The 24,413-nt window shown below is 66.2% G+C and carries 24 protein-coding genes and 1 pseudogene; 12 read left to right on the top strand and 13 right to left on the bottom strand.

Going from position 1 to position 24,413, the window contains the following annotated elements; genetic code table 11:
- Positions 1-9: 9 nt before the first annotated feature.
- Entirely contained in the window at positions 10-906 is an 897-nt protein-coding gene (locus tag HTUR_RS12995; protein ID WP_012943778.1) for a universal stress protein, read from the bottom strand.
- Between the two features lie 204 nt (positions 907-1,110).
- Between HTUR_RS12995 and HTUR_RS12990 the strand changes: the two genes are divergently transcribed.
- Positions 1,111-2,064, top strand: a complete 954-nt coding sequence (locus HTUR_RS12990; RefSeq protein ID WP_012943777.1) for an SDR family oxidoreductase — start codon at positions 1,111-1,113, stop codon at positions 2,062-2,064.
- 1,041 nt (positions 2,065-3,105) lie between these two features.
- Here HTUR_RS12990 and HTUR_RS12985 read toward each other — a convergent pair.
- Positions 3,106-3,381, bottom strand: coding sequence for a helix-turn-helix domain-containing protein (locus tag HTUR_RS12985; protein WP_012943776.1), 276 nt, complete (start codon positions 3,379-3,381; stop codon positions 3,106-3,108).
- 98 nt (positions 3,382-3,479) lie between these two features.
- Positions 3,480-5,303 (bottom strand): SLC13 family permease, encoded by a 1,824-nt coding sequence (locus HTUR_RS12980; RefSeq protein WP_012943775.1) that lies wholly within the window; start codon positions 5,301-5,303, stop codon positions 3,480-3,482.
- 207 nt (positions 5,304-5,510) lie between these two features.
- Here HTUR_RS12980 and HTUR_RS12975 point away from each other — a divergent pair, with 207 nt between their 5' ends.
- The 3 genes from HTUR_RS12975 to HTUR_RS12965 all read left to right on the top strand — a co-directional run bounded on the left by HTUR_RS12975 (position 5,511) and on the right by HTUR_RS12965 (position 7,751).
- Positions 5,511-5,897 (top strand): tautomerase family protein, encoded by a 387-nt coding sequence (locus HTUR_RS12975; protein WP_012943774.1) that lies wholly within the window; start codon positions 5,511-5,513, stop codon positions 5,895-5,897.
- 111 nt (positions 5,898-6,008) lie between these two features.
- Entirely contained in the window at positions 6,009-7,205 is a 1,197-nt protein-coding gene (locus HTUR_RS12970; protein WP_012943773.1) for an MFS transporter, read from the top strand.
- Positions 7,206-7,268: 63 nt separating this feature from the next.
- Entirely contained in the window at positions 7,269-7,751 is a 483-nt protein-coding gene (locus HTUR_RS12965; RefSeq protein ID WP_012943772.1) for a universal stress protein, read from the top strand.
- Positions 7,752-7,885: 134 nt separating this feature from the next.
- On the opposite strand, the pseudogene HTUR_RS26720 reads toward HTUR_RS12965, so the two are convergent.
- The 5 genes and pseudogenes from HTUR_RS26720 to HTUR_RS12940 form a co-directional block, all read right to left on the bottom strand.
- A pseudogene (locus tag HTUR_RS26720) lies at positions 7,886-7,984 on the bottom strand (ribonuclease H); the annotation flags it as partial.
- A gap of 170 nt (positions 7,985-8,154) precedes the next feature.
- Positions 8,155-9,435 (bottom strand): FAD-dependent oxidoreductase, encoded by a 1,281-nt coding sequence (locus HTUR_RS12955; protein WP_226377445.1) that lies wholly within the window; start codon positions 9,433-9,435, stop codon positions 8,155-8,157.
- 305 nt (positions 9,436-9,740) lie between these two features.
- Positions 9,741-10,988 carry an ArsA family ATPase gene (locus tag HTUR_RS12950; RefSeq protein ID WP_012943770.1) on the bottom strand — a complete coding sequence of 416 codons (1,248 nt, stop codon included), beginning with the start codon at positions 10,986-10,988 and terminating at the stop codon, positions 9,741-9,743.
- 116 nt (positions 10,989-11,104) lie between these two features.
- On the bottom strand, positions 11,105-12,520 hold the full coding sequence (locus tag HTUR_RS12945; protein ID WP_012943769.1) for a hypothetical protein: 1,416 nt from the start codon (positions 12,518-12,520) through the stop codon (positions 11,105-11,107).
- Positions 12,521-12,617: 97 nt separating this feature from the next.
- Positions 12,618-13,718: a pyridoxal phosphate-dependent aminotransferase gene (locus HTUR_RS12940; RefSeq protein WP_012943768.1), complete on the bottom strand. Its 1,101-nt coding sequence runs from the start codon at positions 13,716-13,718 to the stop codon at positions 12,618-12,620.
- A gap of 128 nt (positions 13,719-13,846) precedes the next feature.
- On the opposite strand from HTUR_RS12940, the gene HTUR_RS12935 reads away from it, so the two are divergent.
- The 3 genes from HTUR_RS12935 to HTUR_RS12925 all read left to right on the top strand — a co-directional run bounded on the left by HTUR_RS12935 (position 13,847) and on the right by HTUR_RS12925 (position 15,432).
- Positions 13,847-14,206, top strand: coding sequence for a nuclear transport factor 2 family protein (locus HTUR_RS12935; protein ID WP_049941730.1), 360 nt, complete (start codon positions 13,847-13,849; stop codon positions 14,204-14,206).
- Positions 14,207-14,286: 80 nt separating this feature from the next.
- The gene (locus HTUR_RS12930; RefSeq protein WP_012943766.1) at positions 14,287-14,805 is read left to right on the top strand and encodes a CinA family protein; all 519 of its coding nucleotides are present in this window, start codon (positions 14,287-14,289) and stop codon (positions 14,803-14,805) included.
- A 141-nt stretch (positions 14,806-14,946) separates the two neighbouring features.
- Positions 14,947-15,432, top strand: coding sequence for a metal-dependent hydrolase (locus HTUR_RS12925; RefSeq protein WP_012943765.1), 486 nt, complete (start codon positions 14,947-14,949; stop codon positions 15,430-15,432).
- Here the strand turns inward: HTUR_RS12925 and HTUR_RS12920 are convergent.
- Together HTUR_RS12920 and HTUR_RS12915 are read right to left on the bottom strand one after the other, a co-directional pair.
- Positions 15,429-16,277 (bottom strand): DUF7847 domain-containing protein, encoded by an 849-nt coding sequence (locus HTUR_RS12920; protein WP_012943764.1) that lies wholly within the window; start codon positions 16,275-16,277, stop codon positions 15,429-15,431. The two genes, HTUR_RS12925 and HTUR_RS12920, sit on opposite strands and share 4 nt — an antisense overlap.
- 78 nt (positions 16,278-16,355) lie before the next feature.
- On the bottom strand, positions 16,356-17,345 hold the full coding sequence (locus HTUR_RS12915; protein WP_012943763.1) for a Yip1 family protein: 990 nt from the start codon (positions 17,343-17,345) through the stop codon (positions 16,356-16,358).
- A gap of 135 nt (positions 17,346-17,480) precedes the next feature.
- Between HTUR_RS12915 and HTUR_RS12910 the strand changes: the two genes are divergently transcribed.
- The 4 genes from HTUR_RS12910 to HTUR_RS12895 all read left to right on the top strand — a co-directional run bounded on the left by HTUR_RS12910 (position 17,481) and on the right by HTUR_RS12895 (position 20,277).
- The gene (locus tag HTUR_RS12910) at positions 17,481-17,765 is read left to right on the top strand and encodes a DUF5789 family protein (protein WP_012943762.1); all 285 of its coding nucleotides are present in this window, start codon (positions 17,481-17,483) and stop codon (positions 17,763-17,765) included.
- Positions 17,766-17,771: 6 nt separating this feature from the next.
- Positions 17,772-18,470, top strand: coding sequence for a CPBP family glutamic-type intramembrane protease (locus tag HTUR_RS12905; RefSeq protein ID WP_012943761.1), 699 nt, complete (start codon positions 17,772-17,774; stop codon positions 18,468-18,470).
- A 67-nt stretch (positions 18,471-18,537) separates the two neighbouring features.
- On the top strand, positions 18,538-19,002 hold the full coding sequence (locus HTUR_RS12900) for a DUF302 domain-containing protein (protein ID WP_012943760.1): 465 nt from the start codon (positions 18,538-18,540) through the stop codon (positions 19,000-19,002).
- A gap of 162 nt (positions 19,003-19,164) precedes the next feature.
- Complete coding sequence (locus HTUR_RS12895; protein ID WP_012943759.1) at positions 19,165-20,277, top strand: AI-2E family transporter; 1,113 nt, start codon at positions 19,165-19,167, stop codon at positions 20,275-20,277.
- 51 nt (positions 20,278-20,328) lie between these two features.
- On the opposite strand, the gene arcD is transcribed toward HTUR_RS12895, so the two are convergent.
- The 3 genes from arcD to nreA all read right to left on the bottom strand — a co-directional run bounded on the left by arcD (position 20,329) and on the right by nreA (position 23,949).
- Positions 20,329-21,765 carry an arginine/ornithine antiporter ArcD gene (gene arcD, locus HTUR_RS12890; RefSeq protein ID WP_012943758.1) on the bottom strand — a complete coding sequence of 479 codons (1,437 nt, stop codon included), beginning with the start codon at positions 21,763-21,765 and terminating at the stop codon, positions 20,329-20,331.
- Between the two features lie 324 nt (positions 21,766-22,089).
- Positions 22,090-22,287 (bottom strand): hypothetical protein, encoded by a 198-nt coding sequence (locus HTUR_RS12885; RefSeq protein WP_012943756.1) that lies wholly within the window; start codon positions 22,285-22,287, stop codon positions 22,090-22,092.
- Positions 22,288-22,647: 360 nt separating this feature from the next.
- Positions 22,648-23,949 (bottom strand): DNA repair protein NreA, encoded by a 1,302-nt coding sequence (gene nreA, locus HTUR_RS12880; RefSeq protein ID WP_012943755.1) that lies wholly within the window; start codon positions 23,947-23,949, stop codon positions 22,648-22,650.
- Positions 23,950-24,226: 277 nt separating this feature from the next.
- Between nreA and HTUR_RS12875 the strand changes: the two genes are divergently transcribed.
- Positions 24,227-24,406, top strand: a complete 180-nt coding sequence (locus HTUR_RS12875; protein ID WP_008894488.1) for an HVO_2753 family zinc finger protein — start codon at positions 24,227-24,229, stop codon at positions 24,404-24,406.
- Positions 24,407-24,413: the final 7 nt, after the last annotated feature.

The raw sequence follows: 24,413 nt of genomic DNA, 5'->3' as shown, positions 1-24,413 counted from the left end.
TCCGCGTCACTACGCCGTCGGTAGGAACCGCCGAATCCGTCGGCGAACCGGACCGCCGATGGTCTCGCCGTCGCGAGCGAGGATCACCGTTCGATCGGTTCGACGCGTTACCGTCTGTGGGATCGAGCCGACGAGTCGGCGGTGAATCGCCCCTTCCCGCGTCGCCCCGAACACGAGGACGTCGTGATCCGGCGCGACCTCGAGCAGTCGTTCGGCGACGTCGTCGCCCTCGTCGAGCAGCGACTCCGTTCGGACGCTCGGGCCTGGCGCCGCCTCGAGGGACGCCGCCGCGTCCTCGAGGAACTCTCGCGCCGCGGCCTCGTCGGTGTCGGGATCGACGACCGACCGGAGAACCACGGTCGCGTCGTTGCGCGCGGCGATCGCTTTCGCCACGCCGACCGCTGGACCGACGTGTGGACCACCCGCGACCGGCACTAAGATCGAGTCGACAGCGCCCGCCTCGTGACCGATGCGCTCGACGTAGAGGTCACACGGGGCTCGCTCTATGAGGCGATCGATCGTCGTCCCGATGACGGTGTCCGCGCGGTGCGTTCGATCCTCCCAGCCGACGACGAGCGCGCGCGGCTCGGTCTGCTCGACCGCCGAGAGGATGCCGTCGGAGACGGATCGACTGACGACCAGCGTCCCGGAGACCGCGACGTCGTCGGGCGCGACGTCGACCGCGCGGTCGACGATCTCCTGACTGTTCCCCGAGTACCGTTCGATGATCGCTTCGTCCGAGTAGACGGCGAAGGGCGAGTCGCGGGACTTGACGACGACCGAGACGATCCGAACCGCACTGTCGCTCGCTCGAGCGAGGTCACCGGCCGTCCGGACGAGTTGGGGTGTGTGGTCGGGGTTTGCGACCGCGACCAGTATCGGTCGCTCTGTCGGTGTGTTCGCCATATGTGTTACATAGTGACAAGGTAACGAATAGCTCTCGGACAGTTCCCGTGAACGTCCGGATCGGTGATCGGTGCGGGCGTTCAGCGGCGGCCGGACGGCGTCGTCCGCCGCTCGCAGCGGCGGTCAGTTCTCGGTGCGCCCGGACAGTCCGTTCAGCGCGACAAACCGTCGATACTTAGGTATCGTCTCTCGAACCGGTCACGTATGGCCACCGCTGAGGACGTCGAGGGAACCGACGACGACGGGCCGGAGGGCACCGTTGTTGAGGAGGATCGAGAGACGGCACGGGACGGCGGCGAACCCGTCGGCGACGAGGACGACCGTTACACCCGCAAGAAGTCCGTCCTGATCACCGGCTGTTCGTCCGGCATCGGGCGCGCCACTGCAGCCGCGTTCTTGCGCGAAGACTGGCAGGTGTTCGCGACCGCGCGCGATCCCGAGGACATCACGGCCCTCGAGGATGCGGGCTGTACAACGTTCGCACTGGACGTCACCGACCCCGATCAGGTCGCGCGGGCAGTCGAGCGGGTCGTCGACGTCGCCGGCGCGATCGACTGCGTCGTCAACAACGCCGGCTACGCCCAGATGGGACCGATGGAGGACGTCGCGACGTCGGATCTCCACCGCCAGTTCGACGTCAACGTCTACGGCCCTCACCGGCTCACTCGCGCCGCTCTCCCTCACATGCGCGCCCAGGGCGCCGGCCGAATCATCAACGTCTCGAGCGTTGTCGGCCGGGTCTCGTTCCCCGGCTCGGGCGCCTACTCGGGGTCGAAACACGCCCTCGAGGCGATGAGCGACTCCCTGCGCGCGGAAGTCGAGGAGTTCGGCATCGACGTCACCGTGATCGAGCCCGGCCCGGTCGACACGAACTTCAGCGACCGCGTCGACGAGGAACTGCCCGAATCGGAGCGGACGCCCGCCTACGAGTCGCTGTACGAGATCTATAGCGAGATGCAACTGATCGGCGGCGGCAACGGGGGCCCCTTCGCCTCCAGCGCCGAAGACGTCGCCGCGGCGATCCTGGAGTCCGCCACGACGCCCGAACCGCCCGCGCGGTATCCGGTCGGGCCGCTGGCCCAGTACGGCGTCTACGCGCGATTCCTGCCGGATCCGCTTCGCGACGCGGGCTACAAACTCCTCCGAAAACTGGTTTGAAAAATCCGGTACTCGAGTTCAGCTGTGACGGTGTCCGTGCGATTGCCGGAGACTCCCTCCCCTTCGGGAACGGCGAGAGCGTTGCTCTCCCGTTGCAACTGGACAGCCGTGCGTTTTGCGGACAGGGATGAATCTGCCAGATGGCGATACAACCTCATTCAGAGTGGGAAACGGATTCACGCAATATCACATTACGTGAATAACTATCCGAGGCACAGTCAGTGGCTATCCGACGGGTAGCGACAACTCTACCCCACTCAACGTGGGTAGCCTTGCGCTTCAGCGCGACAAGGATGTCAACAGAAGACTTATACAGTCCTTCTGATCACAAGGCAGTATGGTTCGGTATCCTGATGGTAGCTGTTCTGTATGTGGGGAGCGGAAATTCGCTCAAATAGATGGCTCCGCTCGGTGCCCTAACTGTGAACAACTCCGGAGTATGGGGGACGGGAGTCTATAGGGAAATCGAACCGACGACGCTAGCAGGCAGCGTGCCGCGGGCCACCGTGTCCGCAGTAGTCACACGTTGTGATATTCTCCTCGACGTAAACGGCGGGACGCTCTCGTTCAAAGATAGCGTTCGCGACAGTCGTCACAGATCAGTCTGTTGAACCGCTTTCGCTCCCCGCAGGCGTGACAGAGTCGCCGCCACTCGAAGACCAGATCGATAGCTCTGGTCGCGTCGGTCGTATCTGAGTGCCCCACTCCAGTGCTCCCTCATGCGGCCCCATCACGTCATAAGTGTTAAATGTAATTACTATCAATAATTCCCGAAACTGAGGCCTTCAATTTGCCGACAACGGTGTTGACATTCGAACGATCGTGATGAAAACGATCAGTCGTACTAAATCCGTGCGTGCGAGTCGGGAAGAATCGGAGTATCGAATGAGCCGGCAGCCAGTGAGGACGAGCGGGACCTCGACCGCGCGACAGACGCCCGTTCGAGCGGCGAGACGGGATCGAGTACGGTCGGTGAGCGACTGGATGCCACGGGGTGGTTCGATGAGCTATGGGATGTCGCTCGCCGCTCGAGGGCGTCGATCAGTCGGCGGGGTTCGTCGAACGCTGTTGGCCGACGGCCGCGTCGTCGGGCGTCGGCGCGCTCGAGCCGAGATCGGTCTCGACGAGCGCGTATGCGCCGCCCGGACAGCGGCGGACGTGTCCGGCCCGCTGGAGCGCCCGGCAGTGGCGCTCGACGGTTATCGGGTGTGCCTCGAGGGCCGTCGCTAGTTCGGTGGTCGTCGCTTGACTCGTCTCTGCGAGCGCCTCGAGGATCACTCGGGCCCGCTCCTGCTGTGTGAACTCGCCGTCTGGCATACCGTCTCACACGAACGAACTGCCGCAGACCGTATGAACCTCACACCCGGTTCCCAGCCGCTCGGAATCCGATTACCAATGGAAATAATGCGTGTCGGTTAGGCCTCCCAGGCCTCGACGAACTCGGTCGGCAGCGTCGTGATGTCGATCCCCCAGGCGAGGGGGAGCCACGCGAAGGCGATGAGCGTGATCAACGCGATGCCGATGACGTTGAGTCCAAACCCGATGCGAGCCATCTGGGGCAGCGAGATGTAGCCGCTACCGAAGACGATCGCGTTCGGCGGGGTCGCGACGGGTAGCATGAACGCGAACGACGCCGCGGTCGCCCCCGCGATCATCAGTCCGAACGGATGGACGCCGATACCGACCGCGACGCCGGCCAAGATAGGCATCAGCATCGCCGTCGTCGCCGTGTTCGAGGTGACCTCCGTCAGGAAGATCGTCATGAAGACGACGGCGAACAGGACGAGGATCATCGAGACCCCCTCGAGGGCTTGGAGCTGTTCGCCGATCCAAGCCGCGAGACCGGTGTCGCCGAAACCGGAGGCGATGGCGAGGCCGCCACCGAACAGGAGGATGACCCCCCACGGGATGTCGACGGCGTTCGTCCAGTCGAGCAGGAAGGTGTGATCGCCGTCCGGCGTCGACGTCGGCAGCGTAAAGAGGACCATCGCGCCGCCGATCGCGACGATAGTGTCGGCGTCCTCCGGCGGCGCGATCCCGAGGAGCGGATCGATCAGGCTGCCGCCGATCCAGCTGACGGCCATGCCGGCGAAGACGACGGCGACCAGCTTCTCCTGTCTGTCCATCGGCCCGAGTCGCTCGAGTTCGCGATCGATCGTGTCCGCGCCGGCGGGGAGTTCGTCGAACTGCGGCGACACCGCGCGGGTGACGTAGGTGTAGACGGCGACGAGGCCGACCGCCGAGATGGGGACGCCGTAGAGCATCCACTCGGCGAAGGAGACCGACTGATCGAAGAGCGCGTCGGCCTGTCCCGCGAAGAGGACGTTCGGCGGCGTGCCGATCAGCGTCGAGACGCCGCCGACCGAGGCGCCGTAGGCGATACAGAGCATCAGGGCGATGCCGAAGGAGAAGTTCCCCTCGCTCGTGTCGACCTCGAGGCCGGTCTCGTCGACCAGATCGGCGGTCTGGTAGATGACTGCCAGCGCGATGGGGACCATCATCATGACGGTCGCGCTGTTCGAGACCCACATCGAGAGGAACGCGGTCGCGAGCATGAACCCGAGGATGAGCCGCGAGGGCTCGGTGCCGACGGCCTTGATCGTCCGCAGGGCGATCCGGCGGTGGAGCCCCCACCGCTGCATCGCCATCGCGAGGAAGAACCCGCCCATGAAGAGGAAGATCAGCGGGTGGCCGTACGACGGCGTCGTGTCCGCGACCGGGAGCGCGCCGGTCAGCGGAAAGAGGACGATCGGCAACAGCGACGTGGCGGGGATCGGAATCGCCTCGGACATCCACCAGACGGCGACCCACGCGGTGACGGCGGCGACGGCCTTCCCCGCCGCCGAGAGACCGTCGGGCGTCGGCGAGAGGAAGATCAGCGCGAACAGGAGCGGCCCGAGGACGAAGCCGATCCGCTGGCGCAGATCGTACGTCCCGCCGACGTCGAAGGGTGACCCGTCGTCGCCTCGGTCGCCGCGGTCGCCGGGACCATCACCGCCCCCGGACCCATCCGCGGCGGTCCGGGCGTCGGCTGCAGTGTCGTCGCCCGAATCGCGGCCGCCGTCCGGGAAGACCCGTCGCGCGAGGCGTTTCTCCTCCTCGGAGACGCCGTCCATGTCCTCGAGGATCATCGGTGCGTCGAGCGTGAGGTATGCTTTCGTCTGGGCGTTGAGTTTCCACAGCGACGCCCAGAGGGCTCGGGTGAACTTTTGAAGCGTTTTCCGAGAGTTGCGCACCATTTTTCTAGCGCTTCCAGATTGAGGGTGTAAACGGTACCGATTTCACCACATTCCAGAGACAATCACGAATGCCATACACTATGGATTAGAGGCATACAACACGAATTGAGTTGTATTCCTGTAGTCGCCGCGCCACCGCTCGGCTATCGCTCGTCGCTTCCGAGGGAGCGGCGAAATCGCCAACTGTCCGGGCGCTCTACTCGAGGTATGCCGCTCTTACAGTTCGATACGACGCTGTCGCCGTCGTCCGAGGAAAAGACGGCGCTGGCCGACCGGGTGACGGACCTCTACACGACGGAGATGGAGACGACGGCGGGCCACGTCGCGGTGACGATCCGCGAGCGCGACCCGGCCGACCTCCACCTCGGGCGCGCGGTCGACGGGCCGATCGTTTTCCTCGACGCCGAGATCCGGCGCGGCCGACCGTTCGAGCGCAAGCGCGCCTTCGCGCTCGAGACGATGGCGTACGTCTGCGAGACGTTTGGCGTCCCGGAGGAAAACGCGAAGGTCGTCTTCACCGAACACCCCGGAGAGCACATGATGGGCGTCGACCGCGTGGGCGGCGAGTGGGACGGCGACGAGGAAGGCGAGTAACGACACGTAACGCGAGTAGTGCCGGCGACGAGCGCGCGGTTGGTGTGACCCGGAACCCGTCTCCGCTACCGGGACAGTCAAGCGCGTCCTCGAGGAAGGCCGCAACGTCCGATGGACCGGTCGTACTGGCGGACGGTCTCGCTCGTGACGCTGTGGCAGGTGTCGGCGAGCATCTGTTATTACACGGTCTTCGCGGCGACGCCGTTCTTCCGCGACGAGTTCGGCCTCTCGCGGTTCGGCGTCGGTCTCGTCGTGACGGCGCTCACCCTGGGCTACGCGGTCTGGCTCCTGCCGGTCGGAGCTGTCATCGACCGCTTCGGCGAGGGACGAACGCTGGTCGTCGGCCTCGTCGGTCTCGGAGTCGGCGCCGCGCTGGTCGCCGGCGCGCCAACGTACCCCCTCCTACTCGCGGCGGCGTTCGGCCTCGGGTCGACGTACGCGACGGCGATTCCGGGGACGAACAAGGCGATCTACGACGCCATCGCGGCGGGCCGCCAGAACCTCGCGCTAGGGATCAAACAGGTCGGCGTCACCGCCGGCAGCGGTATCAGCGCCCTCCTCGTGACCGGGTTGGCGGGCGCGCTCTTCTGGCAGGCGGGCTTCCTGATCGCCGCCGGGTCCGCTCTCGTCGTCGCCATCATCTTCGCCGTCTGCTACCGCAGCGCGGGCGAAGGCGGGCGAGCGGAGTATCCGGACTTCCGGGCACTGTCGCACAATCGCCCCTACCGCGTGCTCGTCGCGGCCGGCTTCTTCCTCGGCGCGGCGCTGTTCACCACGACGGGCTACACGGTGTTGTACCTCGAGGAATCGATCGGCGCCTCGATCGCCGGCGGCGGCGTCGTCCTCGCGCTGGTCCAACTGTTCGGCAGCGTCGGCCGCCTCGCCGGCGGCTGGCTGAGCGATAATCTACCGGGTGAACCCCACGTTCGGATCGGCGCGATCCTGATCGTCCAGGCGCTCGCGGGCGCCCTCCTGTTCGTCGTCGTCGCCGCGACCGCGACGCCCGTGGCGGCCGCCGTCGCCTTCTCGGCGCTGGGGTTCTTCGTTCTCGGGAACACGGGCGTCTACTACTCCTACATGGCGACGCTGGTCACCGCCGACGAGATGGGGGGTGCGACCGCCGGCGGCCAGCTCTCCCTGGTCGCCGGCTCCGTCGTCGCGCCGCCCGCGTTCGGCTACCTCGCCGATTCCGTCGGCTACCGCGCCTCGTGGTGGCTGCTCGCCGCCGGCACCGCCCTCGCCGCCGGCCTGTTAGTCTACGCCGTGCGCCTCGAGCCCCCGGTCGACGAACCGGCGATGCGGGAGTGACGGGTCGGCGCTCGGCTGCGAACCGGAGGACGACTTTAGAACCCGCACGACGTACGGTAGCACATGTATCGCGTCCTGCTCCCGGTCGACGAACACGAATCGCGAGCCCGCGCCCAGGCCGAGGCGGTCGGCGACCTGCCGGCGGCCGCCGCGGAGATCCGCGTCGACGTCCTCCACGTCCACGAGGAGGTGACGGCACCCGACGCCGAGTGGGCGGCCGGTGGCTTCTCCGACGAGTACGCCGAGGAGATGGCCGAAAACGTCAGGAACGTCCAGCGGCTCCCGGCGTCCGTCGAAACTGCGGCCGACGTCCTCGAGGCGGTCGGCGTCGAGTACGCGATCCACGAGACGACGGGCGAAGCGCCCGAGATGATCCTCGAGGCCGCCGCGGAACTCGACAGCGACGCGATCGTGCTCGGCGTCGGCGAGCGCTCGCCCGTTGGGAAGGTGCTGTTCGGCAGCGTCGTCCAGGCGGTGATCCTCGAGAGCGACCGGCCGGTGACGGTCGTCTCCGCCGGAGACGAGGGCGACGGTGAGGCAGGATAACGCCGGTGAATCTGCTTCAATATCAATTGAGAACGGTATAGGTTCGGTGTTCGGGGCGAACGCTGAAACTCGCGTTCAGTACAGACGAAATCGCGACAGCGCTGAGGTGTCGGATTTGAAGCGGCGTACCACTCTTATCCTGGTCCGAAGGCCGCGATATCGGCATCCACCGTCACCAGCGCGTTGGCGGGGTTCGGATCGCTGTCGGCCAGATGCGTGTTCGGCCGGAAGGGGTCGTCGGTCACGTCGCTTTCATCTTCGGGGTTCGGGTTCTGACACTTACACCATCGCTTCCAGACGGTCTCGTGGGTTGGTCGCACCACTGTATATCGGTTCTCGGTGGTCGAGCGGGATAATCTATTAGGTGGCGCTGGTGGCAGACCGTTGCCTATGAAAAGAAACGCTACGGTCGTAGCACTCGCCGTACGACACCGGGGCGCAACAGCGTAGTGACGGACCGCTCCAGCCTGAATACGCGGTAGAACGCATCCGTGAGTTCACCGTCCGTGTGGGCGCTCCGGATCAGTCGGTTCACATACCGGTTGAAGAGATCCGTTCCCCGGGGTTTGGGTCCGGTCGTCTGCGGAAACTCGAAATCGGCACCCACGGCTAACTGCCACGCCTCGTCTATCAGATCAGCGACGCTCGAGAAGAACTCACGCGCGAGACCGTTGCGTTCGGTCTCTGCAAGCGTGTGGTGTAACAGGAGGGCATCCAGAGCGCCGACCGACATTCCCTGTCCGTACACCGGGTTGAAGCTGGCGATCGCGTCGCCGGTCACGACGAGTCCATCAGGGAATTCCGCGAGGCCGTCATAGTGGCGTCGAATGCTCGACGGGAACGGATAGTGATGGATCCCCTCGGAGGCCCACTCGCGTTCCGTCGGGAGTCTCCCTACTTCGGGCACCGGAAAGCTGTTTGCGACCTCGAGGAACGCATCGCGCTCAACCGGGGCGTCGTCGCCGTGGATTCCCTGTATGATGAACTCTGCTTGCTCGTCTTCGATTGGGATCGCCGCCGCCCCTCGAGTTCGTGGTGGGGACGGCGGAACGAACAAGACCGTTCGTTCGTCCGGTGGGCGATCAAGCCGGATTGTGCTGTACGTCACATCAACGCGTACCTCGTCTACGTCCGGCGCTTCGAATCCATTCTTTTCGAGCCAATCGGGCGTGCGGCTGGTCCGGCCGGTCGCATCGACGACGAGAGTTGCTGAAAGCGTTCTTTCCGTTCCGTTCTCGTCGCGGTACCTGACACCCGTCACACCGTCTCCCGGCGTAAACGTGTAGTTGATGAACCGGCAGCCGTCGGAAAGGGCGACGTTCGGGAGTCCGCGAACGCGTTCGCGGACGACGTGCTCAAAGAGCGCTCTGCTGGCACAGAGCATCGGGAGTTGGTTCGGTCCGTCCGCAAAGAAGCCGCCGTTCTCGTAGTACTTCATTTCCGTTGCAGCATCGATCATGAGCCCGCCGCTCCGGATGACGTCTTCGCTGAATCCGGGGAAGTAGTCCTCCAGCGTCGTTCGTCCCGCCTCCAGCAACACGTGAGGATGGCTGGTCTGTGGCGCACCATCCCGCATCGCAGGGGTATCAGGTAGCGGATCTTGTTCGAGGACGGTGACCTCATCGAATACGTCGGAAACGACTCTAGCAGCAGCGAGCCCGGCGATACTCCCACCGAGTATCACGGCTCGTCCAGTTATTCGTGGAACGTTCGATGGATCATACCGTTCTGTGCTGGCTAGTACCATGATCGCGACAGATGGGACTACGGTACGTGATTGCTAATTTTTTGGCGCAATCAAACAACCTCTCAACCAGATGTATTAATATCATAACTAGAGCTAGAACTCGGAAGAGACGCCCCTCGTATTCAGCACGAGGTGGTGTCAATATTCTCGGAAGATAATACACGTTTCGCGCTACCTTCGTACAGACACTTAACGAGGTGCGACGGCTCGAGACGTCGATTTGAGCGAGCCTCGTGGAACGATCACCGCAGACAGGCCGCGACGACCTCGAGCATCCCCTCGCCGCGGACTTCGTCGGCGAACAGCGGGACGCGTCGCACCTCGGTCCCGCGGAACAGTTCCTGGGCCTCGGCGAGGGCGCCCTGCTGGACGTCCCACCGCCGTTGGCAGAATTCGCAGTCGTCCAGATTCGGCTGGAGGAACTCGCCCCGAACGTCGTCGGTGACGTCCGAGAGGGGCTCCATGACGCGGTTGACGACGACCGTGCCGACCGGAATCTGGAACTCCTCGAGTTGCTGGCGCAAGCGTTTGGATTCGAAGACGCTCATCTCCTCGGGGACCATGACGATTCGGAAGTCAGTCCGCGCGGGGTCCTGCAGGGCCGCCCGCAGGCGCTCGATGCGCTCCCGGAGTTCGTCCAGGTCCTCGAGGTCGTCCTCCTCGGGCGCCTCCTGACCGGGGAACATCCCCTTCATCCCCTCGAGCATGCCGCTAATGCGCTGGCGGACCTTCATCATCCGACCCATCATGGTGTCCATCAGTTCCGGGAGCTTCAGCAGCCGGAGGGTGTGGCCCGTCGGGGCGGTGTCGATGACGACGCGCTCGAACCGGGGGTCGTCCATGTACTCGAGCAGCAGTTGCATCGCGGCGGCCTCGTCGGCGCCGGGCATCGCGCCGCCGAACAGCGCCTCCATCGGCGATCCGTCCCCACCGCCGAGAAGGTCGCCGAGCCCGCCCATGCCGCCCATCTCGCCCGCGCCGCCGTCGCTCCCGCCGAAGGGGCCCGCGCCGCTGTCTGCTCCGCCGCCGAACGGCCCCGCGGTTCCGTCGTCCGCGTTCGCCGCATCGTCGGGACCACCGGCGCCGGGGAAGGCGACCTCGCCCGCCTCCATCGCGGACTCGGGGTCGATCTCGGCCGCGTAGAGGGGGATATCGTCGCGGATCCGGCCCGGTTCGGCCGGCACGTCGGTCTCGAAGGTGTCCGACAGCGAGTGAGCCGGGTCCGTCGAGACGACCAGCGTCGACGTGCCGCCGCGGGCGCTGTCTAACGCGGTCGCGGCGGCCATCGTCGTCTTGCCGACGCCGCCCTTCCCGCCGTAGAGCACGTAGTCCGGGCCATCGACGGGCTCGTCGGACGGCTCCACGTCAATGGTTTCCCGTTCGTCGTCCTCGAGAGAGTCCGTCGGCGTCACCTCGATGGTATGGGCGTCGTCGGTCTCGTCCGCCGTCTCGGCCTCCTCGTCGACCCGCTCGACGTCGATTCCGCTCATAGCGATCGATTCGTCACCCCGTCACGAGTATTCGTCGGTCTCGAGCGATCCGGTTCCGGTCGAGATCGAGATCGGTCGCCAGCGGAGCCTGGGAGCCCTATCCGACGACTCGAGGGTCACGCGTCGCCGCGAGCGAGGTCGACGAGCCCCAGACAGATCGGAACCGCCCACAGCGTCGCGTACAGCGCCTGCGAGAGCGGATTGGCGAGGACCGAGTACGCGATCTTGTGGGGCCGCGACCGGAACGGGACCGCGTCCCAGGCCGCCCGATAGGCCCGCAGACAGTAGTACGTCCAGACGAGGACGTTGAAGCCGACGAGCAGTCGCACCAGCGGTGGAAACGGGACCGACGACGCCCCGCTCGCGGACAGTACCGTGACGAGCGCCGCGGCGGGCACCCCGATGACGGAGAGCAGCGCCAGCGACTGCAACAGCAGCGTTCCGGACCAACACCGGAGATCGTCGACGCCGTTCCAGCCGCGCGCGAAGAGCCGGTGATACAGGTCGCGTGTCCACGCTCGCTTTCGAGCGAGCCACGCCTCGAGCCCCGGGGGACAGTCCAGTCGGACGTATCGATCGACGACGCCGAGCCTGTTGCCCCGATGGGAGGCGGCCAGCCCGAGCGGGACGTCGTCGCCCGTCCTCCGTCGCCACGCCGTGACCTCCGCGAGCACGCGCCCCTCCGTGAGGTAGCCCGATCCGAGCAAGTGATAGGGGCCCGCACTCGAGCGGTGGCCCAGATCCGACCACGCCGCCGTCGCCATCGAATCGAGCAGCGGGAGGATCCCGGCGTCGACGTCGCGCACCGTGTGCTTGGTCTGGACGACATCGTACTCCTCGAGGCCGGCGACGGCGAGTTCGAACGTATCGACCGGCAGCCAGCTACCGGCCTCGAAGACGGCGACGAGGTCGTCGGCCGCGACCGAGCGGGACTCGAACGCGGCGGTTAGCATGGTCGCCGCCGTCGGTGAGGTCCCCGTCCCGGTGGCCCACCACACGCCGGTATCGTTCGATTGGTCGGTCGCACGGGCCGCAGCGTCGAGTGCGAGGGTCTCGACCTCGAGGCCCGGCGGCCGCTCGGCGTCGATCGCGCCCTCGAGTTCGATCGCATCCGTCTCGCGGCGCTCGTAGACGACGGTAACCGAAATCAGCGACGTCGGATAGCTCTGGGCGGCGATACTCGCGAGCGTCGACTCGAGGCCGCGCCAGTGGCCGTGAACCAGCGGCACGAAGACGTGGATCCGCCGGCGGAGGGCGGACGGCAGTCGACAGTCGGGGCCGAGATCCCGTTCGCGATCGGGGGAGCCGCGTTCGCGCTCTGGTGAACCACCGTCGGTCCGGGCGGTAACTCGGCTGGACTGTCGGCGGTCGCGGTCGATCCGGCCACCGGTAGCCTCGAGAACTCCTCCGAGCGTCCGCTCGTCGACGACGTTCGCGGGTCGGCGCAGGAACAGCGCCAGCAGGCCGCAGTTGACGGCGGCGTACCCGAGTTGCGTCAGGACGAACGCGACGACGAGGACCTCGAGGGCCATTACTCACTACACAACTCGCGTCGCCCCGTATCTGTATTGCGGCCGGCAGCGGTCGGCGGTCGCCGGCGACGGCGACCGTCGGCAGTCGACGCGCCCCTCACTCGAAGTACGCCGCCAGTCGCCGGGCCGCTTCCTCGACACGGGGCGTGACGAGCGCGAAGCGGAGCCAGTCGGACCGCGAGTCGCCGAAGGCCTCGCCGGGCATCCCCGCGACGCCGGCCTCGTCGATCAGCCGCTCGACGTTCTCGAGCGTTCCCGGATAGCCGTCGAAGCGGGCCATGACGTAGAACGACCCCCGCGGAGTGGTGTACTCGGCGCCCGCGGTGTCCAGGGCGTCGGTGAACGTGTCGACGCGCTCGCGGAGCAACTCGCGGTTGGCCTCGTAGTAGTCGGGCCCCGTTTCGCGCAGCGCCCGCAGGACCGCGTACTGCCCGGGCCGAGTCGTCGCGACGTTGACCAGCATGTGGCGGCTCTTGGCGTTCTCGACGAGTTCCGGCGGGAAGATCGCGTAACCGACCCGAACGCCCGTGATCGCCATCGACTTCGAGAAGGCGTTAGTGACGATCCGGTGGCTCGAGTCGACCCCCAGCGCGGACGCGAACTCGCCCGAGAGGTCGTAGTGGTCGTACACCTCGTCGCTGATCAAGATCGCGTCGTACTCCTCGGCGACGTCGACGAGGGCCGCCATCGTCGACTCGGGGTAGACCGCGCCGGTCGGGTTGTTCGGCGTGGCGACCACGATTGCGGCCGTCTCCTCGCTCGCCGCCTCGCGGACGTCGGCCGGGTCGAGCCGTCCCTTGTCGTCCGTCGCGACGAACCGCTGCGTTCCGTCGAGCATCGTCGTTTTTCCCGGGTAGTAGGGGTAAACGGGGTCCGTTAACACGATCTCGTCACCGCGGTCGCGCTCGAGCGCGCGGGCCATCGCGAGGTAGTTGGCCTCGCCCGCGCCGTTCGTGACGACGACCTGGTCGGCGTCGACGCCCCGCCGGGCCGCGATCTCCTCGCGGAGCTCGAGCAGGCCCTCGCTGGGGGCGTACTGGAACCGGTCGGGCTCGAGGTCGGCGTACTCCCGCAGCCCCTCGCGGAGCGCCTCGGGGGGCTCCCAGTCGGGGTTGCCGCTGACCATATCGATGACGTCGCCCTCCGCCCGATTCGCGTACTCCATGACGTGGAAGAACAGCGGCGTCTCGTACTCCATGGTAGGGAACGGGCAGGCCCGGGTCGTGATTCTTTCGTTGGGGCTCGAGACCGACGGCGGCCCGCACCGTGGCGCGGGTCCGCATCCGACACGCAAATCGCATACGCTCGCGGCGTCTCGGTCCGCGTGTGTCAGTCGATCGGGATCCGCGGGCCGTGCTGGAATCGTACTACGAACACGTCGACGCCGGCGACACCGAGGCCCTCCTCGAACTGTTCGCCGACGACATCCGGTACGAACGGCCGGGACAGAGCGATATCGAGGGAATCGAGGAACTGCGCGAGTTCTACGAGCGCGACCGTCCGCTCGACGACGGGACCCACGAGGTCGACCTGATGGTCGTCGACGACGGCCACGTAGCCGTCCGCGGCCGGTTCTCCGGTGTCCAGAGCGGCGACGACGTTACGTTCGGATTCGCGGATCATCACGAGTTCGACGACGGGCTGATCGTCAATCGGTGGACGTACACCGACCGCGACACGGTCTGAGTTCGATCGGCCGGTCTCCGTCGCTTCCGATCGCCCGTGCAGCGGGCGGTTTGACAAGGCGCCGCGCGTAGGATCACAGTATGAACGACGACATCGACCGCGAGTTGCCGATGGCGGTCGCCGACGCGCTCCGGGACCGCGAGGAGACGATGGCCGTCGCCGAGTCCTGTACCGGCGGACTGATCGGCGCCGCGATCACCGCCGTGCCGGGCGCCAGCGACTACTTCGATTCGGGGCTGACGACCTACGCCTACGACGCCAAGCGCCGCCATCTGGGCGTCAGCCGCGAGGCGTTAGACGAGCACGGCGCCGTCTCGGAACCCGTCGCCCGACAGATGGCCCAGGGGGTCCGCGATGTCGCCGATGTCACGTGGGGAATCGCGACGACCGGTATCGCCGGCCCGACCGGCGGTACCGAGGAGAACCCCGTCGGCACCGTCTATATCGGGATTTCCTACGCCGGCCCGTGGGGCAGCGAGTCCTCGTTCGCCTCGGTCTCGCGGTACGTCTTCGACGGCGACCGCGCGGACGTGCGGGCCAAAACGGTCGATCGAGCGCTCGAGGACCTGCTCGAGGCGCTCGAGACTCGCGACGCCTGACGGCTGTGCGGTTCACCCGTCGTGCTGTCGAGAATCCGACCAGTCACGACCGTCGAGCCTGCGTCCGAATCCGATAGCTACGGGCGAAAGACAGTCGTCGAGAGTAAACTATTCGGCGGTCGCTTCCCCAGTGGCCGGTAGATGAACAAGAAGGGACACGTTCTCAACGCGATACTTCTGAGTCTGGGGCTGGGGTACATCCTCGAGCCGGTGGGGGACCTCGAGACGTTCCGAACGATGATCGAGATCGGCGTGCCGGTGACGCTGGGAGCGCTGTTTCCGGACGTCGACACCGCGTTCGGCAAACACCGGAAGACGCTGCACAACCTGCCGGTGCTGATCGGGTTCCTCGCCTTCCCGTACGTCTTCGGGAACCTCGAGTACGTCTGGCTCGGCGTCCTGACCCACTACGTGCTCGACGTCGCGGGCAGCAAGCGCGGCATCGCGTTGTTCTACCCGCTCTGGAAGGAGGAGTTCGGCCTGCCCGTCGGCGTCGCGGTCAGCAGCAAGCACGCGGACGGAATGACCGTCGCTGTCACCGTCCTCGAACTGGCGCTGGTCGCGGTTCTCGTCTTCCAGTTCCCGCAGTGGGGCCTCGAGATGGGCCAGCAGCTGTTCGGACTCTAGCGCGTCCCGCGTCGGGTTTCTGACTCCGAGTCTGCCGCCCACTCGGAGTCGCTGCCGACCGGGTCGGCGGCGTCGTCGGTGGTCGCGTTGACGTACGCGCGGGTAAGGAGGGCCAGAACGAACACCTGACTGACAGCAGTGATGAGGTCGGCAGCGATCGCACCCGGAACGCCCGGGAGGACGCCGGCGAAAATCGTCCCGACGAACCGGAAGACGACGAACGCGACGATACTGAGCACGACGATCGCGAGCGTGCCGAGGAGATTGCTGCGGACGACGCTGTACGACGACCCGAACGCGCTGATGAACGACTCGTCGTCGATCACGATCGCGGCCGTGAAGAACACGAGGAGAAACGCCACCAGCGGCCCCGGGACCACAAGCAGGAGGAACCCGATCGCGACCAAAATACTGTACGCGATCCAGCCGAGCAACAGGTGGAGGGTCTTCCGTCCGAGACCCTCGGTCGAGATGCCGTCGAGGCTGTCCCGCTCGTTCCCGAAGGCGTCGATCGCGATTGCGACGATCACCAGTGAGACCACGAACGCGGCCAGCCAGAGAACCGCCGCGGCGCCGGGGCTCACGCCCAGCGCGAGCGGCAGTTCGCTGATATACGCGTTGATCTGTTCTTCAGCCGTTTCGATCTCCGACGCGGTCAGTTCCGCGCTGACTTCGGGGTCGTTCAGCATCTCCAGCGTCCACTCGAGAAACCCGCGAAGGATATCCTGCAGTGCGGCCGTCTGTGCGACGCCGACGACCGTCAGCGCGGCGATCAGTACCGCAGCCGCGCTCGTCGTCACCCGCTCGACTGCCTCGGTTACCGTGTCACTTACGTTGAACGTCATCGATTAAATATAGCCGTAGGCAGCAATAAAATATGTGGTCCGTCCGAGGAATCGCCACGGCCCGACGGCGAGCGGTCGTCAGCGGTTCGGTTCCCACTCCTCGCAGGCGTCCATGTCGTCCATCGCGGTCTCGTGGCGCGCGCAGTAGGGCGTCATCCCCTCCGAGGAGCGGACGTACTCGAAGTGCTCGCAGTTCCCGCAGTAACGGTCCGTCGGCGCCTCGGGCTGGCTCTGTGGCATCGACGACTCGACGATCTCCGCATCGTAGCCGTCGCCGTCCATCGGCGAGGTGATGTCCGAGGCGGCCGTGCCGCCGTCGCTGGTCGCGGTGCCGGCTGCCCGCGCTCGAGCGGTCCCACCCGACCCTGATCCGGTGCTCGACGACTGTCGAGTCGATCCGGTCGTGGCTGCGGTCTCATCGAACGAGAGCGTGTCTCCGTCCTCGCCCTCGCTCGCGTTCGTCTGCGTTTCGACCTCGCCGTCGGGGGTCCCCCCGAGGAAGCCGATGCCGCCGAGTCCGCCCGACTCGTCGGACTCAGTGACCTCGACGACCGTCTTGTTCTGGCGGGTGACGTTCATCTCGAGGGCGCCGCCGGGGTCGTTGCGCGTCTTGAAGTTGACGACGGCGGTGAACAGGCTCCAGACGGCCAAGAGGAGTCCGAACAGGTAGACGGCGGAGACGCGCAGCGTGTAGTCGTTGCCGTAGTTCCGCCAGTCGTAGGGATAGGCGCCCCAGAAGAGGACGACCCCGAGCAGGCAGAGGCTGACGCTGATCGCTGCGGCGGCGTAGACACGCCGGCCGGCGGGCAACACGAGGAAGACGCCGACCAGCGCGGTCGGGATGCCGAGGCCGGCGAGCACGCCCGCGAGGCGGATGGACGCGTAGTGCGTCTCCATCCCCGGCGACAGCACGGCTGCGTATCCGCCCAAGAGGTCGGTCGTCGCCATAATCACGGCCACGACGGCCAGGAGCGCGCCGATCAGGACGAGCGCCGTCCCCGCGTACAACCGGTGGGGACTGGCCACCTCCCGCGCGGTCCCGTCGTAGACCTCCGTCAGGCTTGTCATAACCGATGGGTTCGGCCTCCCACCACAAAACGCTACGTCAGACACATCTCGCAAGACGGAGAGGTCGACTCGCGCGAGCGGTCGTCGACCCCCGGAAACGAAAGCTTGAATCGACGGGCGCGCAAACGGCCGCCCATGAGCGACGAGGACGAGGAGGAGCCGGCAGTCGAACTCGGCGACCGAACGCCCGTCGAGGGCGCCCCGCTCGCCCGCGTTACCTCCCGGCTGACCTGGCCGAAGGAAAAGAGCGAGATCGACCGTCTCGAGGGCGATAGCGTCATTCGAACACCTGAGGGTCCCCAGGAGCTGTCGACCGTCCTCGAGGCGATCGACGAGACGTACTTCCAGCGCCATCAGGAGTTCGAAACCCACGTTCGGGCGGTCGTCGGCACCGGCCCGGTCCCGACGGCGGACGAGTAACGACCTGTGGCGACGGAACGGGCTCGAAGCGGCGGTCGCTGGCTTCGCGATCAGTTCGATCGCCTCTCGTGGGTCCAGAAGTCGCTGCTGGCCGGTGCGCTGCTGACGCTGGTGTGGATGCACCTCGTGCCGTCCGACCTCTCCCGGCGGTTCGTCGTCGACACCGTCGTGCTCGTCGGCGGCCCGCTGGCGCTGGGGCTGACCCACGGAAGACACCTCGGCTGGCACGTCGATCGCGTCGCGGTCCGGAACGCCGTCCTGCTCTCGCTGTTCGTGCTTCCCTTTTATCTGGTCGGCTCGACGCTGCCGACGATCCGCGACTTCTACCCGATGTGGGAGACGTCCGCGGCGCTCGGCGAGTTCGTCCCGCACGCAATCCAACTGTTCGGCCTCGCGCTGGCCGCCGAGACCTACTACCGCGGCCTCCTCTGTGTCGGCGTCAGAGAGATCGGCCGCAAGGCGGTGTTCATCAGCCCCATCGTCTACATGCTCCACCACGCCGGCAAACCGCCGCTCGAGTTCCTGCTGTCGGGGCCGACGGACGTCCTCTTCGGCGCCGTCGACTACGAGTCGAACTCGATCTTGCCGTCCGTGATCGCCCACGGCGCGGGTCTCGTCCTGCTCGACTGGCTCGTCCTGCACGACCCGCTGTTCGATCCGGCGCCGGTGATAGCGGTCCTCGAGTGGCTCCCAGTGCCGATCTGAACGCCGCGGGAGCGTCGGCGACTCCCGCGACGGGATCCTTTTGTGGCGGCCGATCGATAGCTCGCGTATGAGTCTCCCGATCGACCCCGAGACGATCGATCCCGACGAATTCGGCGAGAAGCAGGCCGTCCTCGAGATGGACCACGAGGAGGCGATCGAACACGTCCGCGAGGTCTGTACGGACGTCGGCTTCGGCATCCCCGTCGAGTTCTCTCCCTCGGAACTGCTCAACGAGAAGGTCGATGCGGATCGCGACCCCTACTACGTTCTCGGGGCCTGCAACCCCGAGATCGCGGATCGAGCGCTCGACGAGACCCCGCGGATCGGCGGCCTCTTTCCCTGTAACATGATCATCTGGGAGGAGGAACCTGGTCGCCAGCGGGTCTATCACGCCTCGATCATGAAGATCGCCCGACTGCTCGGGATGGCCCCGGACAACGACGAGTGGGCCGATATCGTCGACACCACCGGCGACCTCACCGCGGAGGCGTTCGAGCGGTTCGACTCGGTCGAGACCGACGTCACCGACTGACGCGTCGTCTCGCGTCGCTGCTCCTTCCGCGTCGACGTCGTCCGGTACCGTCGGCAACTGCTTCGGCGATCGTTCTCTCGCCATTGTCCCCTCTATACGACTATATAATTGTCCGTAATAGGTGTCAACAACATTTACGTACGTGACGATTGATGTTTGCGTATGGACCTCCGCACCGCGTTTTTCGCCCTCCTGCTCGTGGTTCTCGGGGTGCTCTCGGCCCTGGTCATCGCCCCGCTGTTGCAGTACGTGCTGGCCGCCGGGCTCCTCGCGTTCGTCCTCCGTCCCGCCCACGAGCGCCTCGAGCCGAAGCTCGGTCCGCGACCGTCGGCGATCCTGTTGACCGGGGTCGCCGTCGTGGCCGCTGTCATCCCGCTGTTGCTCATCTCGGCCGTCGTTTTGGGCACTGCCGTCTCTTTTCTCAACGAGTTCGACGAAGCGAGCGTCGTCGAAAGCGCCCGTGGAGTCGCGGAAAACGATCTCGGCCTCGAGGCCCAGCAGATCGACGCGATCGAGGCGGCGATTCACACCGAGATCGAATCCTCGCTCTCGAGCGCGGTCGAACTCGCGCTGGGTGAACTGATCCGGCTGGTCAACGCCGGTCTCGAGCTGGCGATCGGACTGGCCGTCTGCGTCTTCCTGCTCTACTACCTGCTCGTCGACGGGGACGACCTCGTCGCCTGGCTCGGCGACGTCGCCCCGCTCGAACCCCACGTCCGCGACGAACTATTCGGTGAGGTTCGCGTCGTCACCTGGGCCGTAATCCACAGTCACGTCCTCGTCGCCGTCGTCCAGGGACTCCTCGGCGGGATCGGGCTCGCCGTGGTCGGCATCCCGAACGCGGCCTTCTGGACGGTGATCATGATACTGCTCTCGTTCCTGCCGGCGATCGGCGTCTGGCTGGTCTGGGGGCCCGCCGCGGGGTATCTCGCGACGGCCGGCGACCCGCTCGCCGCCGTCGCTCTCCTCGCCTACGGCCTCACGATCCTCGGGCTGGTCGACAACTATCTGCGGGCGATCTTCGTCGATCGGGGCTCCGGGCTCCACCCGGCCGCCGTCATCGTCGGCGTCATCGGCGGGATCTACCTGCTCGGTGTCATGGGACTGTTCCTCGGCCCCGTCCTGCTCGCGGTGTTCAAAGCCGGCGTGAACGTCTTCACCAGAGTCTCCGTCGAGGACGGCAACCAGTGGACGGATCCCGAACCCGACGCGAGCCCCGGACCCGCCCCGTCCGGGGCCGAGAAACCGCTTCCGGAGTCCGATGGCGCGGACTGATCTCACGGGATCGATCGGCCGTCGATCGCAGAAAACGAGCGAAAACAGTCTTCAGTCGGCGGTCTGGACGTGTTCGGATCGGCGGGTCGTCGGAATGCCGAACCCGGTCAGGGCCATCCCGAACAACACGAGCGGCGACAGGAACCCGAACAGGTAGAACGGCGCGTACTCGAGGGTCGCGACGCCGGTCGCGGAGGCCATAAAGACGCCGCCGGCGTGCCACGGGAGGAGCGCGCCGGTCGGCGTCCCGGCGGCCTCGACGGCCCGCGAGAGTTCGTCGCTGTCCAGTCCGAACTCCTCGTAGAGGTTCCGCAGCGTCATTCCGGGGAGGACGATGCTCATGTACTGCTGGGCGGTCAGGACGTTGATGGCGATCGCGGAGAAACCGGTCCCGGCGATCAGGGCGCCCGAACTCCGGAGGCCCTGCGAGAGGCGATGGGCCAGCACCGCGAGCACGCCGGTCTTCTCGAGCAGGCCCCCGAGCGAGAGCGCCGCGACGACGACCGTGATCGTCCAGGCCGAGCCGGTGAGCCCGCCGGTCGCGAGCAGGCCGTCGACCAGTTCCGACCCCGTTTCGGGGGCGGTGCCGCCCATGAAGATCTCCCACGCGGGGACGAAGCCGGTCCCCTGGACGAGGATCGACGTGAGGACGCCGGCGATGGTCCCGCCGACGAGCGTCGGCAGGGCCGGATACCCCCGCAGCGCGAGTCCGAAGGTGACCACGAGCGGGACGAACGCCAGCGGCGTGACGGAGTAGGCCCCGGCCAGTGCGGTCTGTATCTCGGCGACGCGGCCGGTCGGGACGTTCCCGCTGGCCTGCAGGCCGAGGACGGCAAAGATCGCGACGGCGATCCCGAAGGCGATGACCGTCCCGGTTCGCATCCGGCGAATGTGGTCGTACAGCGGCGTGTTCGTCACGCCGGCCGCGAGGTTCGTCGTGTCCGACAGCGGCGACTGCTTGTCGCCGGCGTAGGCCCCCGAGAGGACCGCACCGACGGTCATCGCTGCGGGGACGCCCAGCCCCTCGCCGATGCCGACGAAGGCGACGCCCAGCGTCCCGACCGTCGTCCACGAGGAGCCGATCGAGAAGGCGACGACCGCCGCCAGCACCGCGGCGACGGGCAGGAACACCGACGGCGAGAGCAACTCGAGGCCGTAGTACATCATCGCCGGAATCGTCCCGGCGTCGACCCAGGTCGCGATCAGCGCGTAGATCGTGAAGATGATCAACAGCGCCTGCAGTCCCATCAGGAGGCTGTTGGCGACGCCCTCGTAGAGGTCCTCCCACGAGTAGCCCAGATAGTAACCGAAGGCGCCCGTGAAGACGATACTCCACAGCAGGGGGACGTGGGGATCCAGTCCGAGTACGGCGGATCCCACGCCGAGGAAGAGGACGACGGCCAGCACTGGGACGAGCGCGAGCGCGACGGAGGGCCGACGCTCCGGCTCGAGGTCCTCGACCGTCGTCGGAGTGAAGTCCAGTGACATCAGCCGTCGTATGCGCCTTGGGAATAAAAGATGCGTGTCTTATTATCAATGATAATTCATCGGAGAATGTCGACGGGGATTTTACAGGTTTGGCGAATGACGTTTACGGAGGGTACAGCTTCGAACACCGGTGAATATCAGTGGCTGCAGATGAGCAAAAACGTCCAATGTCAGTCAGTGGGAACGGGGGCCGGTCGGTGGCCGGTACCGCTCGGGGATGAACGAAACTCGAGTTTCGGCAGAAAGCGAATGGGTCGTTCGATGGGACTCGAGACGATGCGATACGACTCGAGCGAGTCGATACCGATCGGCGAATCGTCCCCGTTAGCGGTGGTCGTCAGCTAACTCACCGTCTTCGGCGACCTCGGCCGACTCGAGTTCCTCAAGATACCGTTCGGCGTCGTACTGGATGTACCCCGTGACGAGGGCGATGACCCCGAGAACGAACAGCGGGACGCCGACGAGGACGACCATCAGTCCCATCGCGGTGAGGAATTCGGTGCTGACGAGCGCCAGAGCCATACCGATCGGAGGCGCTCGAGCGATTTAGGGACTCGGGTTCGCTTACTAGTCACGGTTCGGCGAGTGGTGTGCGCGAGGGAGAGCGTACTGACACGAAGCGTTCTGCTATCGTGGCAACGGGGAGCTGCCACTTCCTCCCCAGCCGATTCGTTCCCTCCGGTCACTCATCCCTCGCACGGGTTCAGACTGCGGTTCGTCAGTGGCTCACGGGTCGCTTCGCTCCCCGTTCGCTTTTCCGAGACCGTCACTCCGTTCCGGTCTCGCCCTTCTCACCGCAGTCCAGCGCGCGCCACCACATGGCGAGCAGTCGAGCGAGGAACGACAACGACCCATCCGGTAGAACATGCGCTCCGTAGTCGACTAGTCTCGAGCGGAAAAGGCGCTGAGATTCGACTGCAGCCCCGCCGCGAGTTCGGATTTCCGCCGGAGGCGAGCGTGGGAGACCGGCAGCTGCGTCGCGACCTCGGCGACGGCGTCGTGGAAGGTCTCGGCCTCGCCGTAGTCGCCGTCGAAGGCGTTGCGCACGCTCTCACGGACCTGCCAGACGCCGACGGGCGCCCAGTAGTCGTCGCTGACCTCACGGAGGACGAGACACTTCGCCTGCCGGCCGATCGACTCGAGGTGCTCTAAGGCGGCCAGTCGGGCGGCGTAGTAGGCCCCAGCGGTCTCCTCGACGTAGCTCGAGCGCCCGTCGAATCCCTCGCTGGCGCTGGCCATCCAGGTGTCGCCTTCGGGGTCGGGGTTCCAGATGCTGCCGGGCGCCTTCATCTCGACGAGTTCGAACTCCCAGTTGCCCGGCGCGAGGACGATCCAGTAGCGGTTACCCATGTACTCGTTGGCCCAGACCTGGACCTCGTCGACGCTGGGCGCGTTGCGGATGCGGCCCCGGAGGAACTGGCCGACGGTGTCGTCGACGGCGGTGATCGACCACCGCGTCGGGACGAGCCGTCGCTGGTCGGTCTCGCCGAGCGCGCCCGCCGAGAGGATCGAGTTGATGTCGTAGACGTCGAACCCCCGACGATAGAGGTAGGTCATCGCGCCCTGGGCCTGCCAGTCGTCGTCCTCTAAGGTCTTCTTGATCGGCTTCGGGACGTAGGGGTTCTCCCGCAACTCGGCGTTGCGGGCGTTGGCGCGGGGGCCGCGGGGTGTCGCGACGTCCGTCCCGGTGTCGAGGCCGAGGTCGGGCGTGTCGTCGAGGCCGATCTCGAGGTCGACCGGGCGATCCGCGATGGCGACCTCGCGCTGGACGCCGACGAAGCCGTCCCAGGCGTCGTGGACGTTCGGCGTCAGTCGACTCGCGATCGACGGCGAGTCGACGTTCGCGCGCTTGTTGGAGTTCAGCAGGCCCGTTCGACGCTGGAGGACGTCCGGAATGTCGTACCCCTGCTGGTACCAGTTCCCGTCGGTGACATAGTCCTCGGCGGCGTTCTCGTCGCCGACCGGCGAGAGCACCCCCACGGGGATGTCCGGATAGTTCGATCGCCCGACGAAGATCGAGGGGGCCGTCGAGCCCACGAGGGTGTCGCCGGACAGCGCCTGCTCGAAGTTCTGTTCGAACTCCTCGAGGTGGTCCGTGATCTCGTAGGACTTCTCCTTGGCGAGGCGCCGTCGCTTCGCCTCCTCGTCGGGCTCTAACTCCTCGATGTAGTCGTCGAGGCGCATTCACTGGCCGTAGGGGCCGAGTCCGCTTGAATGTTGCATCTCGAGGGCGAATTGGCGGCAGAATGTCAGAGGCAGAGGTCCGGCCTGGCTTGGCACCCACCGAACCTCATCCGCTTCTTTTGCGGGGACGGTAAAGTATCTAGCAGTGGATTTTCTGACTGTGAAAACACCCGGTCACACCGCGGCGGCGCCGCCCGTATTCCTCCCCCGTTCCAGTGCGTTCCGCGAGAGCCCTCGAAAGACAACCGTTAAAAACGCCGGGCGGAAAGGAAGGGGTATGAGTACGACCGACGAAAGCCAGAGGCGCTCGTGCGTCTCCTGTGGGCTCAACATCGCCGGCACCAACGCCGCCGCGTTCAAGTGTCCCGACTGTGGCACCCAGATCTACCGCTGTGCCAAGTGCCGCAAGCAGAGCAACCTCTACGAGTGTCCCGACTGCGGGTTCACCGGTCCGTAATACAGCC

The sequence above is a fragment of the Haloterrigena turkmenica DSM 5511 genome, assembly GCF_000025325.1.
Taxonomy (GTDB): domain Archaea; phylum Halobacteriota; class Halobacteria; order Halobacteriales; family Natrialbaceae; genus Haloterrigena; species Haloterrigena turkmenica.
The sequence above is the reverse complement of the archived record's forward strand: the minus strand, read 5'-3'. Positions and strand labels throughout refer to the sequence as shown.

Bases quoted from the DNA above. Each gene is read 5' to 3' on its own strand.
- HTUR_RS12995 (WP_012943778.1), bottom strand. From the start codon at position 906: ATGGCGAACACACCGACAGAGCGACCGATACTGGTCGCGGTCGCAAAC.
- HTUR_RS12990 (WP_012943777.1), top strand. From the start codon at position 1,111: ATGGCCACCGCTGAGGACGTCGAGGGAACCGACGACGACGGGCCGGAG.
- HTUR_RS12985 (WP_012943776.1), bottom strand. From the start codon at position 3,381: ATGCCAGACGGCGAGTTCACACAGCAGGAGCGGGCCCGAGTGATCCTC.
- HTUR_RS12980 (WP_012943775.1), bottom strand. From the start codon at position 5,303: ATGGTGCGCAACTCTCGGAAAACGCTTCAAAAGTTCACCCGAGCCCTC.
- HTUR_RS12975 (WP_012943774.1), top strand. From the start codon at position 5,511: ATGCCGCTCTTACAGTTCGATACGACGCTGTCGCCGTCGTCCGAGGAA.
- HTUR_RS12970 (WP_012943773.1), top strand. From the start codon at position 6,009: ATGGACCGGTCGTACTGGCGGACGGTCTCGCTCGTGACGCTGTGGCAG.
- HTUR_RS12965 (WP_012943772.1), top strand. From the start codon at position 7,269: ATGTATCGCGTCCTGCTCCCGGTCGACGAACACGAATCGCGAGCCCGC.
- HTUR_RS12950 (WP_012943770.1), bottom strand. From the start codon at position 10,988: ATGAGCGGAATCGACGTCGAGCGGGTCGACGAGGAGGCCGAGACGGCG.
- HTUR_RS12945 (WP_012943769.1), bottom strand. From the start codon at position 12,520: ATGGCCCTCGAGGTCCTCGTCGTCGCGTTCGTCCTGACGCAACTCGGG.
- HTUR_RS12940 (WP_012943768.1), bottom strand. From the start codon at position 13,718: ATGGAGTACGAGACGCCGCTGTTCTTCCACGTCATGGAGTACGCGAAT.
- HTUR_RS12930 (WP_012943766.1), top strand. From the start codon at position 14,287: ATGAACGACGACATCGACCGCGAGTTGCCGATGGCGGTCGCCGACGCG.
- HTUR_RS12925 (WP_012943765.1), top strand. From the start codon at position 14,947: ATGAACAAGAAGGGACACGTTCTCAACGCGATACTTCTGAGTCTGGGG.
- HTUR_RS12920 (WP_012943764.1), bottom strand. From the start codon at position 16,277: ATGACGTTCAACGTAAGTGACACGGTAACCGAGGCAGTCGAGCGGGTG.
- HTUR_RS12915 (WP_012943763.1), bottom strand. From the start codon at position 17,345: ATGACAAGCCTGACGGAGGTCTACGACGGGACCGCGCGGGAGGTGGCC.
- HTUR_RS12910 (WP_012943762.1), top strand. From the start codon at position 17,481: ATGAGCGACGAGGACGAGGAGGAGCCGGCAGTCGAACTCGGCGACCGA.
- HTUR_RS12900 (WP_012943760.1), top strand. From the start codon at position 18,538: ATGAGTCTCCCGATCGACCCCGAGACGATCGATCCCGACGAATTCGGC.
- HTUR_RS12895 (WP_012943759.1), top strand. From the start codon at position 19,165: ATGGACCTCCGCACCGCGTTTTTCGCCCTCCTGCTCGTGGTTCTCGGG.
- arcD (WP_012943758.1), bottom strand. From the start codon at position 21,765: ATGTCACTGGACTTCACTCCGACGACGGTCGAGGACCTCGAGCCGGAG.
- HTUR_RS12885 (WP_012943756.1), bottom strand. From the start codon at position 22,287: ATGGCTCTGGCGCTCGTCAGCACCGAATTCCTCACCGCGATGGGACTG.
- nreA (WP_012943755.1), bottom strand. From the start codon at position 23,949: ATGCGCCTCGACGACTACATCGAGGAGTTAGAGCCCGACGAGGAGGCG.
- HTUR_RS12875 (WP_008894488.1), top strand. From the start codon at position 24,227: ATGAGTACGACCGACGAAAGCCAGAGGCGCTCGTGCGTCTCCTGTGGG.